Raw genomic sequence first — 12,163 nt, 5'->3', positions numbered from 1 at the left:
ACCGCCTGGCTTTCGGTGCGGCCTTTGCCGGTGTGCAGCGGCATGATGCGTGTGGTTGCCATGATGGAATCCTCCCTTCATAACAAAACGGTCTGCATACGCAGACCGCTTGTTTCTTTTTATTCATCATTTTTATATCGGATGATCGGAATTTGTCTGACCTTTTTTCCAATAGTCCGGCGCTCTAACGCAAAGACCATATTGCTGGTGCGCTCAAAAAACCCGATGTCCTTTTTCCAGCTCATCCCGCATTTACAATGCTGTAAGCCGATAAACTGCTGTTTCATTTTTCTGCCGCAGACGGGGCAGACTTTATTACTGGCTCCCATATTTATTCTTCCATCTTATAAAAGCTGTCCAGGTTCAGCTCCCGTTTCAGTTCTTCTTCGGATGGCAAATAAGTAAAATACTTCGACGCGAATATCTGGCGGTTATCTTCCGGCAGCGTATATTTTACAATGGAATCTCCTTTGTCCGCGCAAAGGACAATGCCAATCGGCGGCGTATCACCGTCATTCATCATCTCACGAGTATAATAATTCACATACATCTGCATCTGGCCCAAATCCTGATGGGTCAGCTTGCCCATTTTCAAATCTATGAGGACAAAGCATTTCAGAATATAATTATAAAAAACCAGGTCGATGAAAAAGTCCTGCCCATCCAGTGTAAACCGTTTTTGGCGCGCCACAAATGAAAAACCGCGTCCAAGCTCTAAAAGGAAGTGCTGAAGATGGTCAATCAGGGCTTGCTCCAGTTCGCCCTCATACACATGAGTGTCCGGCTGAATCTGCAAAAACTCCATCACATAGGGGTCCTTGATAATTTTTTCATATTCCGGTTTTGGCTCGGTAGACTGGATTTCTTTTGCTACAAGTGATTTATCCTGACTCGCTAAAATGCGTTGGTAGTACATGGTGTTGATCTGCCGTTCCAGTTGCCGGACACTCCACGCAGATTTTACACATTCTTCCGCATAGAAAGTCCTTGCCTGCTCGTCTGGCACACGCATCAAAAGCCGGTAGTGGGACCAGCTCAATTCGCTCCACAGTGTGGAGCGAATTGGAAAGGTGCAGTAAAATTGCCGCATATTGCGTAATCCCTGAACACTAAAACCCTTTCCAAATTCAGCAGTCAGCTGTTCAGACAAATATTGCAGCAGCTTCTTTCCATACTCGGCCCGGTCATTTTCCCCACACGCTTTATAAATTTGTTCGCCTATTTCCCAATAGGTGATTACCATAGTGGAATTTATTGCCGCGCTTAAACGGTGCTGCGCGGAAACAATCGAATTGCGGATAGAATGATAGGTCTGTTCCGCATTTTGGTTAATCTGCAAATCGTGATTCAATTTTGCTCCCTCCTTGCCTATGGACGATTATACCACGAAATCACCAAAAAACAAATGCACCAAATATCTTGCTGTCTTTTTCATAAAAGCTGCGTTTGTTCTCATTGGAGAGCGTCAAAAGCCCGCAGTAATGGGACCATGACAATTTAACAGACGGTGTCTGGCATTTTCATAAGCCGGACAGAACGCCCTCATAACTGATGGGGAACATCCCCCATTAACTTACCCCACTAACATCCCTCATTAACTTACCTCATTATTGTTTCAGATATTTTACCCGAAAACTTTTCGTTTGATTTATACTCACCGCAGATTTTGCAGTAATGCCCGCGCTTTTTCATTCCGATTCACTGTCCTCTGTCAGAGCATACAAACGGTGGACCGCCCCCATAACGGTGTTCCATTCCAGATCAGCCGCATAGGAAAATTTCCTGCGGTAAGCGGACCAAAGCGCCTGCATCGCATGGCTGTTTTCTACTTCGGAAAACACTTCCTTCGCCTCTTTCAAATGCCCCTCCGTCCCACGCTTGCGGGCAGTAGCAAGGAGCGCGTGGCGGAGAATATCGGAATCCAGCGTTTTTCTGTGAAGCTGTTCCAAAATGTAGAGGTCATAAAAATCCCTCATGCGGGTGTTTGTTATGGTCCGGGCAATCATTGTTTCCAGCTTTTCCGCAAGTACGGTTTCCAGATTGTACGCCCAAATATCAATGGAGCGTTCCTCCAGCATAAGCCGGAAGCTGTACCGGACTGCCCTTGGCGTAATCACATCCCCGGTAGAAATATCAATTTTCAGCGGCGTCACCACTCCGTCAAAAACAGTGGCCATGCTGACCCGAATCCCCGGATACTCGGCCTCGTCCATGATTTCCGAAATGCTTTTCACCTGGAACTCCACTCCGTCCTCAATGGGGACTGCTATGATGGAGGACATCAGATTTTCAATGTCCTCCACATTCACGCTGGCCCCTCTGACGGTTGCGTCTAAATCCATTGTAGACCGGGCATCCAACCCTACCATTGCGGCAACCAGCATCCCGCCTTTCAAAATAAAGTTATCCCGATATTCAGAAAGGGAAATACGTTCCAGGAAACGCTCCATCATATAGTTCCGCATCAAAATCTGTGCGTCCGCCGATTTCTCCTTTGCGAGATTGCGGATCAAATCTTTCAGCTGCCTTGCTGTCTTTATCATAATAGCACCTCCAAATACTGCCGCAAAATTTTTTCAACCCGGAACAGCCCTGCATACTGCATCAGCCTCCGCAGGTTTTTCTCTTTCCTGCGGGCGTACATTTTGAGCGCCCCTTGAAATGTCTGCATCTCCATACTGCTCCGGCAGCGAAGCAGGTCGCAGATGGTTCGCTCCATATCATAAGCCGGAACCGTATGCCCGAAAGGGGTTCGAGCCGTACTCTTTCCGACGTCATGCAGCTCCGGTTTTATGGTGTAGACCAAAATCCCGTCCGCTTTCAATCTGGTCGTGCTGTATCCCCGTCTGACGGTAATGGAATAGGGGGAAGGCTCCCGGTCGGTCAGATCATGGAAAAACAGCGCCGTTTCATGAGAAAAAATCCCCTGGCTGCATCGTAAATGGAGCAGGTACATCCCATCGACCCAGGCATCCGGCGATACATAAACCCCATGTGCCGCCTGTTCCAATTCTTTTTCCTTCACATAGTTGTAAAAAACGGATTTTGGAATTCCCCGTTTCACCACCTCTGATGTTTGGAGCATACCGTGTTGTCCCTCTAAAATCGTGTCCAGCTGTTCAAACTGTGTCATGCCCTCACTTCCTTTCGTGCTACTATTATACATGATTGTAGCACGAAAGTAAATAGCGGCAAAAAGAAAAAGCGGAGGAAGGCGCGGCGAAGAACGCCGTTCCTCCCTCCGCAGATGGAGCAAACTATCCGGTCAGGAGAGCTTGGAAAGCTGGGCCAGTATCTTCTGCACACCCTCCCAAAGCTGTTCCTGCCGCTGGGATATATCTTCCAAATCAGCGTCATAAACCCGCCCGGTTTCATGCACTTTACGGGTCAGCTGGTTTAAGTTGTTGCTGGAATAGCGCATCAGGGACACCAGCTCCTTCAGTTCCGGCAAATCCAGCTTTACCACATACCCGTCCAGCGCCATTTTCCGCAGATAGGCTTCCCGGTTGACGGTTCCAAGCTGGGCCATTTTCTGCTCAATCAGGGCCAGCTCCTCCGGGGAAACCCGGAAATTCACCTGCACCTCCCGTTTCCGCTTTGCCGCGCTCATCGTTCCGGTTCCCGTTTCTTAGGGGCGGCGGGTTTGCGTTCCGGCGGCTCCTGTTTGAGTTTTTCCAGGACGGAGCCTTTCTCCGGGGCTTGAAGGACTTTCCGCGCCTGCTTCAAAAACAGGTCGGTCAGACCGGGGTTGACCTTATCCACCACCAGGGCATAACTGTGGCGGGGATCGCCGCCATCCTCCGGCATGGGGATTGTTTTCGCCCAGGCTTTGTTATCGCGGGAGATACGCCCGTCATGCTCCTTTTTCAGCACCGTATTGGCAAGGATAACCTGCACACGCTCCGGCCCGAACTGTTCCAGCACTTCTTTGACAGCGGCCTCGGTATTCAGGCGGTTATCCCCATAGTGGGCGCTGATGGCCTGCTCAATGGCTTCTTTGCAGGCAAGACTGACTTGCAGGGAGGCGCGGTACTGCGCCATCTCCCCATGCTCGGACGCATAGGCGGCGGAGTGGGGATAGACCGGGGCGGCTCTCTGTTCCTCTTTTTCCTTGCACATCTCATTCGCCCGTTCCTCAATGCTTTCCCGGATCACATCCATATAGCCGGTTTCCAGCTTTTCAAAATGCCGGTACACATCAGCCAGCGGGGAGGGGGAATCCAGAAGCGCCTGTGCCTGGTTATCGGAGAGTTCCAGTTCCTCCATCGCCATCACAATGTCCTCCCGGACGGTGTACTCATAGGCATGGTTTAAGACCTCCTCCGGGGACTGGCTTTTCAGCCAATCCCGGAAGGTATCCTGTTCAGCGGCCATCTTCTCATAAAGGGCCGTATTCTTTTCGTTGCTGTTCATATTATCTTGCCTCCTGTTCCTGTTGTCTGGGTTTCTTTTCCATGCTGCGGGGCGGGAGGGGGCGTTTCAGCCCTTCCAGCACCGAGGGCCTTTCGCGTTTGGCAATCGCCGCTTCTGGACGGGACTGCCCCTTGCTGTCCATGTTCAGCTCCATATCCAGCTCTACCAGACGGGCGTTCTTGACCCGCAATTCCTCCTCATAGGGGAAGGCTTTGCCCACTTCCTCCTTCGCGGCGGCCTGCTGCTGGTAAAGGTTATCCAGCTGGATTTTGACGCTTTCCAACCGCTGGGGCATCTGGGAAAGCGCGTTGTCAATACGGGTCAGGTTGCCGCGCGGGTCCGCACCCAGGGCGGTACGGTGGGTCATGCGGCCTTTCAGTTGGAGCATATATTCCTTCTGAAAAGCGTCAAAGGTTACAAACATAGCAAATCCCCGGTAGCTGCCGACCTGCACCGGCTCGGAGCCTTTAACCTCCTTGCAGGCGTCCAAAAGGGCGGCTCCGGCGTTCTCTTTGTCGGTGAGCGTATCGCCCCGGACTTCCATGCCGGTAAATCCGTCTGTCGGGTGGGGGTGTGCCGCCAGGGTTTCCATATCCGTTTCCAAGCCCTGGATAAAGCCTTTGTGTTTCTCGATTTCCTCCGGGAAGTGCTTTAACAGCTGATCTTCCAGCCGGTACTGCTTGCTCTGGTGGTCGGCCTTCATCAGCTTTAAGCGGGATACCTCCACATCCAAATCCATACGCTCCTTGATACGGGGGTCCCCGGCGCATAGGGCCTTGATCTCCGCAAAGGACAGGGCGGTTTCGTCCACATCGTCACAGCTGCGGACAGGGGATTTTGAGGTCATGATCTGGGAGATGAATTTCTGCTTGTTCTCCACCGTCTGCCAGAGGTATGCGTCGAAGGTCCCCTCGGTCACATAGCGGTAAACATGGACCAGCGGGTTCTGGTTGCCCTGGCGCTCGATCCGCCCTTTTCGCTGTGCCAGATCTCCGGGCCTCCAGGGGCAGTCCAGATCGTGAAGGGCCACCAGCAAATCCTGCACGTTGGTCCCGGCCCCCATCTTCTGGGTGGAGCCTAACAGGACGCGCACCTGGCCGGAGCGGACTTTGGAGAACAGCTCCTTTTTGCGGACTTCGGTATTGGCCTCATGGATAAAAGCGATCTGGCTGGCGGGCATCCCCTGTGCGATGAGTTTCTGCCGGATGTCCTCATAGACCGTAAAGGCCAGCGGTTTCTCCGGCTCTGGGACTGCCTGTTCCAGAGCGTGAAGTATTGGGTTATCCAGCGTTTTAGCCACCTTTTTGGAGCCAGCCTCCTGGGGCGTGGAAATGTCGCAAAACACCAGCTGGGTCAGCTTTTCCGGCTGTCCGTCCCGCCAGATTTGCAGGATATTGTCCACGCACTGGTTGACCTTGGTGCCGGGTTCGTCTGGCAGCATGGGGTTGATGATGCGCTGGTCCAGCCCCAGCTTGCGGCCATCCGAGGTGATTTTCAGCATATTGTCGGTTGATGGGTCAACGGTTCCCGAATGGACTTTGGCGGCGCGCTCGGAGAGGGCCTTCACCATATCCTGCTGGTGTCCGGTGGGCTTTGCTACGATGTTGTGGTATTCCACCTCCGGGGTGGGCAGGTCCAGCTGGTCGGCGGTCTTGATGTCCGCCACCTCTTTGAACAGGTTCATCAGCTCCGGCAGGTTAAAGAACTTGGAAAATCTTGTCCGCGCCCGGTAGCCGGTGCCCTCCGGGGCCAGTTCCAGGGCTGTCACCGTTTCCCCGAAGCGGCTGGCCCAGCAGTCGAAATGGGTCATGTTCAATTCCTGGAGCCGCTCATACTGGAGGTAGCGTTGGATGGTATAAAGTTCGGTCATACTGTTGCTGACCGGCGTTCCGGTGGCGAACACAACGCCCCTGCTGCCGGTGATCTCGTCCATGTAGCGGCATTTGGCAAACATATCGGAGGATTTCTGCGCGTCTGTGGTGGAAAGCCCCGCCACATTCCGCATTTTGGTGTATAAAAAGAGGTTCTTATAATTGTGGCTCTCGTCCACAAACAGCCGGTCCACGCCCAGCTGTTCAAAGGTAATCACATCGTCCTTGCGGCCCTCGGCCTGCAATTTTTCCAGCCTTGCCTCCAACGATTTTTTGGTGCGTTCCAGCTGCTTGACGGTAAAGCGTTCCCCGCCGCTGGCCTCCACCTCGGCAATCCCGTCGGTAATCTCATTGATCTGCTCCCGCAGCAGGCGCTCCTGCCGTTCCCGGCTGATGGGAATACGCTCAAACTGGGAGTGTCCGATAATCACCGCGTCATAGTCCCCGGTGGCGATTCTGGCGCAGAATTTCTTGCGGTTGTGGCTTTCAAAATCCTTTTTGGTGGTGACAAGGATATTCGCGGAAGGATAGAGCCGTAAAAACTCGGACGCCCACTGCTCGGTCAGGTGGTTCGGCACCACAAAGAGGGATTTCTGGCACAGGCCCAGCCGCTTGGATTCCATCGCAGCGGCTACCATTTCAAAGGTCTTGCCCGCGCCCACCTCATGGGCCAGCAGGGTATTCCCGCCGTACAGCACATGGGCGATGGCGTTTTTCTGGTGTTCCCGCAGGGTGATTTCCGGGTTCATGCCCGCAAACCGGATATGCTGCCCGTCATACTCGCGGGGGCGGATGCTGTTCATTTCCTCGTTGTACTGGCGCACCAGCGTCTGCCGCCGCTGTGGGTCCTTCCAAATCCAGTCCCGGAAGGCTTCCCGGATCGCCATCTGCTTCTGGGCGGCAAGGGTGGTTTCTTTGGCGTTGAGTACCCGGCGCTCCCGCCCCTCGGCGTCCTCAACGGTGTCATAGATGCGGACATCCCGCAGGTTTAAGCTGTCCTCCAGAATCTTGTAGGCGTTGGCCCGGTCGGTTCCGTAGGTGGTGTTGGCGGCTACATCGCCGTACCCAACGGCGTTTTTGCTGGTGATCTGCCACTCGGCGGTGTAGGGGACATACTTGACCTCAATCTTTCCTTGCAGATAGTACGGGGTGTGGAAGGTTTCGTACATGAATTGCTGGATATAGTCTTTGTCAATCCAGGTAGCCCCCAGGCGCACCTCGATTTCCGATGCGTCCAAATCCTTTGGCTGGGCGGCGGTCAGCGCCTCCACATTGACAGAAAAGGCGGGGTCTTTGTCCGCCGCCCGCTGTGCCTGCCGCAGTTTCCGGCGCACGTTGCCGGAGAGGTATTCATCCGCTGTCACATAACGGGGCGTTTCCCCCTCCGCCAATGGTCCGGGCAGACGGAAGATCACGCCCCGCAGCTCCTGCGCCAATTCCTCCTGGGTTTTGCCGCTCAGTTCGGCCATGTACGCCATATCCACCTCGGCCTTTTCCGCGATGGAAACAGCCAGGGCTTCACTGGCGGTGTCCACCGCAGTAACGGCCTGATGGGGCTTGATGGTGCGCTTGGTGAACATATCCGCCTTTTGCTTCAGATGTCCGTCATCGTCAATGACTTCCAGCGCGCAGAGCAGATAATAGCTGGAATCATCGGCAAAGGCCAGCCGGTTCCCCCGGTCATTGATAAGCCCGTACTTTGCGGAAAATGCGTCATAGAGCCGGTTCAATTCGGCCTGGGTTTCACGGATTGCCGTATCCGAAACAAAGCTGTCCATCTGCTGTGCGATGAGCTTCTGCACACAGTCCCGCAGTTCCACCAGCCCTTTTACGCGGGCCTCGGCGGTGGCGTTTAAGTCAGGGCGCACCATGCGGCTGTTTTCCCGATAGTACACCGCACCGTCCACAACGGTATAGGAATAGTTTTTTACATCAGGGTCAGCGGGGATAGAAGTATCAATTTCTTCCCCCTCGCCCAGCTCCGGCAGTTCGGCCTCCTGGTAGGTTCCGCGAATATATTTTATGGCGTCGTGCAGCTGGTCGGAAAGTTCCAATCCCTCAATGGGATTTACGGTGTAATCCATGCCATGAGCGGTGCTTTCCGGCTCCTGCCTGCCCAGCACCATTTCCGGGTGGTCCAGGAAATAGCGGTTGATGGTAAAATCTTCTTCGGTCTGTCCGGTCTGCGTCCAGTCCGGGGCAATGTCAATCGGGCGGTCACGTTTTTGCAGGAAAATGATGTCGGATACCACCTCTGTCCCGGCATTGGCCTTAAACGCATTGTTGGGCAGACGGATCGCGCCTAACAGCTCCGCCCGCTGCGCCAGATACCGGCGCACCGTAGAATCCTTGGAATCCATCGTGTAGCGGCTGGTGACAAAGGCCACGACGCCGCCTGGACGCACCTGGTCCAGCGATTTGGCGAAAAAGTAGTTGTGGATGTTGAAGTTCAGCTTGTTATAGGCCCGGTCATGGACGGAATACTGGCCAAACGGCACGTTTCCTACGGCTAAATCATAAAAATCCCGCCGGTCAGTGGTTTGAAAGCCCGCGATAGTGATGTCTGCTTTGGGATAGAGCTGTTTTGCGATGCGCCCGGTGATGGAATCCAGTTCCACGCCGTACAGTTTGCTGCCCCGCATTTCCTCCGGCAGCATACCGAAGAAATTGCCCACGCCGCAGGAGGGTTCCAGGATGTTGCCGGTCTGGAATCCCATTTTCCCCACCGCTTCATAAATGGCCTGGATAACGGTAGGGCTGGTGTAATGGGCGTTTAAGGTGGTCCCCTTGGCAGCTTCATATTCCTCCGGGGACAGCGTGGCATAGAGTTCCGCAAACTCCTTTGCCCAGGCGGGCTTGCTCTCGTCAAAAGCGTCTGACAGACCGCCCCAGCCCACATACCGGGAAAGGGTTTCCTGTTCCTCCGGCGTGGCCTGCCGGTTTTCAAACTCCAATTCTTTCAGGAGATTGATTGCGTCCATATTGGCCCGAAACTTTGCTTTTGGCCCTCCTTCGCCCAGGTGGATGTCGGTGATACGGAAGTTCCCGGCAGTCGGCTGGGGAGGGGTGGGTTCCGGTTCATCAAAGTGCAGCGTATGAATTTCTATATCGTAGGGCAGATGGTTCTGTTCGCCCGGATAACGGGTGACGGGGGTAATGGTGATCTGCGGCTCCGGCTCTGGTGCAGGGGGATTCCCTAAATCCGGCTGTTCCTCTGCCAGCTGTTTACTTGGCTGTGCCGGTTCGTGGGAGAATCCGTCCAGCTCCTGCTGGTAGAGGGCGCGCAGGGCAGCGGCAAGCGGCTCCCAGCTTTCATACAGTGCCGCCAGCACCGTTTCATCCTCCCGCAGAATCTCCACTTCCATGCCGTTTGCGGAGGCCCGGTAATCCGCCGTATCTCCGGTTTCCAGCTGCATAGTTTCCACTGTACCGGAAAACCGCTGGGAAAGATGCTGGGCGACAGCCGGATTGCCTGCGCCGCTTCGTAGCAGCGCCGCTATATCGTCCTTTGCCAACCCATCCAGTAAACCGCCATCCCCGGTCAGAGCCTCCCGTAAATCCGGGGAAAACTGGTCCAGATCGGCGGGGAGATAGTCGGTGATGGCGCTGTTGCGCGGGTCCTGCCGGATGGCGCGTTCAAACTGTTCTTTGCTTTCCGTCCGGTAAATGGGGTAGGCCAGCGCGGGGTCATTCAGCTGGACATAGCCCTGCTGCAAATCGGTGATGCGGTACTCGGTATCTCCCAGAAAAACAAAATCCCCTACGCCATAGGCCGATGCCAGCGGGTCGCGGGGAAGTGTTCCCGGTTCGTCCGCAGCGGGTGCGGCTGTTTCCTGTGCCGGTTCCTCTTGCCGGTCCGCCTTTATCTCTTGCGGTTCCAGCCCGGCCAGGAATTGCTCCGCAGCTTCTTCTCTTGAAAATGTCCGTACCGTTCCATCAGAGGCGGTATAGTAATCATTGGTCTGATTATCCCAGACAGCAAACGCATCTTCCGGGTCGGGAAACGCATCGCTGGTCATAACAACGGAAAAGCGCGGTTCTGCTTCATCGGCGGCAATCTGCTCCACATCAGCCATGACCTGCTGGATAAAGGGGGCATTGTCCAGCTTCTCCGGTTCTGTTACCTGCCCGTTTACAATGCCGCGCTGGGCCAGATTTTCCCGGATTGCGATAGGGTCTATATCGTCCAGATTGTCCCGTTCTGCCTCTGTAAAAAAGCGGTCCTCTTTGATAAGCTGGGCGATCCGGCGCTGTACCTTGGGCCAGGGAAGTTCGATTGTTTCAGGGCTTCCGGCTCGGACAATGAACAGGTTTTTATTTTCAGGACCGCCGTACTCCCTGGACAGCCATGCGGCGGTGTCTTTGTCCCTGGCATGGTCCTCCATGTAGCGGACTACGGTCCGTTTGCTGTCCATATCTCCGTTCCATGCACAGAGGGCTTCGTCAATATCGTCCTGGGAGAGAGGGCGCAGAAGCTCATGGAGTTTTGGATAGGTTTCGGCAATCACCTCTTGATGCAGGCGGTGGCGGAACTCCGGCACATCCGAATACTGTTTGATAAGCTGTATATCGCCGGAGTCCAAAACCGCGCGGCGTACAGCGGCGTTGCCCTCAATCACAGCGTTTTCATGGTCAGTATGGCCGCAGGCGTTGCGGTATGCCGTATCCTCCATGATTGCGGCGGTCACAACCGGCTTGTGCTGTTCCAGCACATCTTCCAGCGCGGGCTGGGGCGGTTCTGTTTCCGTTTCATGGACAGGAGCAGGCTGGCTCTGTGATTCTACAATGCCCGCCTCTGCCAGTTCCTTTTCTGCCTGGATTTTCTCATACTGTTCCCGTTCTGCTTCGGTCAGATAACGGTCCTTTTGGATCAGGCCGGCAACCAGCTTCACGACCTTATCCCAGGTCAGGCGTACATCGTCACAGCCGTTTTTCTGGTAGCGCAGGCCCTTTCCATCGTGATCTTCGCCACTGTGCGTTGCACCGGACAGTGCGTGGGAGCGTCCGCCGGTTCCGTATTCCTGCCGGAGAAACGCGGTTTTTTCCTTGTCGGTATGGGGCTGCTGGAAAAAGGCATAAATGCGCCCTTTGCCTCCTGCAAAGCTGCTGCCGCCAGAAAGGGCCGCGCCGATCTCATCCTCCGTAATAAACTGCTTAACCGCAGGAACCTCTGCCATTTCAGATGAAAAGGCTTTGCGGGGCAGCGACAGGTCTTTCATGTTTTCCCAAATCTGCTTGGGATTATGATACTGGAACCGCAGCAAGCTCCGGTCCTGCTGGTAGGCAAGCCAAAAGGCGGCGTATTCTTTTGCAACGGTTTGATGGAACTCCGGGCTTTTCAGCTGCTCGGCAAGCCGCTTCGTTTCCTCTGGAAACCCGCCCCCTCTGTTCTGGACAAGGCTGGGAAGATAACCGGATTCTTTGGCTCTATCACTAAGATCGTGACAAAGGTTCCAAAATTTTTCTGCCAGCTGCAACCGCTCATATCCTTCGGCCTCGGCAAGCTCTACATTGGACGCAAATTGACCGGATTCCAACAGCTCGCCAATACGCTCCGCCGCGCCCTCCCAGGAAATAACCTGTGCGGATTTATCATATCGGGCGGATTTTCCATGAGAGAGATGGATTCCGTCCTCACCATACCAGACTGTGATACGGCCTGCATCGGTGGTAAAACCGTTGCCGCCATGATAGAGGGATTGCAGGGCGGCGGCTATTTCCGGGATCGGCTTCTGCTTTTCAAATTCAGCTGTCACGCGCTCCCGCAGACGGTCGGTATTGCCGCCCAGCCGCAGTACATGGTCGATGTCCTTTTGGGCAAAAGAAAAAGCAGAGGACGCTTTCACATTCTCTGCTTCATCAATATTCTGAATCTGTTC

Annotated in this window: 7 protein-coding genes; all 7 read right to left on the bottom strand. The window is 54.4% G+C overall.

Annotation, left to right across the window (positions count from 1 at the left end):
- Positions 1-119: 119 nt before the first annotated feature.
- The 7 genes from D1841_RS12610 to D1841_RS12575 all read right to left on the bottom strand — a co-directional run bounded on the left by D1841_RS12610 (position 120) and on the right by D1841_RS12575 (position 12,130).
- On the bottom strand, positions 120-329 hold the full coding sequence (locus D1841_RS12610; protein WP_160260364.1) for a hypothetical protein: 210 nt from the start codon (positions 327-329) through the stop codon (positions 120-122).
- Positions 330-331: 2 nt separating this feature from the next.
- Entirely contained in the window at positions 332-1,351 is a 1,020-nt protein-coding gene (locus tag D1841_RS12605; protein WP_160644764.1) for a YhcG family protein, read from the bottom strand.
- Positions 1,352-1,688: 337 nt separating this feature from the next.
- On the bottom strand, positions 1,689-2,543 hold the full coding sequence (locus D1841_RS12595) for a nucleotidyl transferase AbiEii/AbiGii toxin family protein (protein WP_016317473.1): 855 nt from the start codon (positions 2,541-2,543) through the stop codon (positions 1,689-1,691).
- The gene (locus D1841_RS12590; protein ID WP_004060463.1) at positions 2,540-3,133 is read right to left on the bottom strand and encodes a type IV toxin-antitoxin system AbiEi family antitoxin domain-containing protein; all 594 of its coding nucleotides are present in this window, start codon (positions 3,131-3,133) and stop codon (positions 2,540-2,542) included. The genes D1841_RS12595 and D1841_RS12590 overlap by 4 nt, the downstream gene beginning before the upstream one ends.
- 132 nt (positions 3,134-3,265) lie before the next feature.
- Positions 3,266-3,610 (bottom strand): plasmid mobilization relaxosome protein MobC, encoded by a 345-nt coding sequence (gene mobC / locus D1841_RS12585; RefSeq protein WP_004060465.1) that lies wholly within the window; start codon positions 3,608-3,610, stop codon positions 3,266-3,268.
- Positions 3,607-4,413 (bottom strand): DUF3849 domain-containing protein, encoded by an 807-nt coding sequence (locus D1841_RS12580; protein WP_004060467.1) that lies wholly within the window; start codon positions 4,411-4,413, stop codon positions 3,607-3,609. Before D1841_RS12580 ends, mobC begins: the two co-directional genes overlap by 4 nt.
- Position 4,414: 1 nt before the next feature.
- Complete coding sequence (locus D1841_RS12575; RefSeq protein WP_237077170.1) at positions 4,415-12,130, bottom strand: SNF2-related protein; 7,716 nt, start codon at positions 12,128-12,130, stop codon at positions 4,415-4,417.
- Positions 12,131-12,163 lie beyond the last annotated feature (33 nt).

This window comes from Neglectibacter sp. X4 (assembly GCF_009917365.1).
Taxonomy (GTDB): Bacteria; Bacillota; Clostridia; order Oscillospirales; family Acutalibacteraceae; genus Acutalibacter.
Note: the sequence above shows the minus strand (reverse complement) of the source record. Positions and strands in the feature narration are given on the sequence as shown.

Bases quoted from the DNA above. Each gene is read 5' to 3' on its own strand.
- D1841_RS12610 (WP_160260364.1), bottom strand. From the start codon at position 329: ATGGGAGCCAGTAATAAAGTCTGCCCCGTCTGCGGCAGAAAAATGAAA.
- D1841_RS12595 (WP_016317473.1), bottom strand. From the start codon at position 2,543: ATGATAAAGACAGCAAGGCAGCTGAAAGATTTGATCCGCAATCTCGCA.
- mobC (WP_004060465.1), bottom strand. From the start codon at position 3,610: ATGAGCGCGGCAAAGCGGAAACGGGAGGTGCAGGTGAATTTCCGGGTT.
- D1841_RS12580 (WP_004060467.1), bottom strand. From the start codon at position 4,413: ATGAACAGCAACGAAAAGAATACGGCCCTTTATGAGAAGATGGCCGCT.
- D1841_RS12590 (WP_004060463.1), bottom strand. From the start codon at position 3,133: ATGACACAGTTTGAACAGCTGGACACGATTTTAGAGGGACAACACGGT.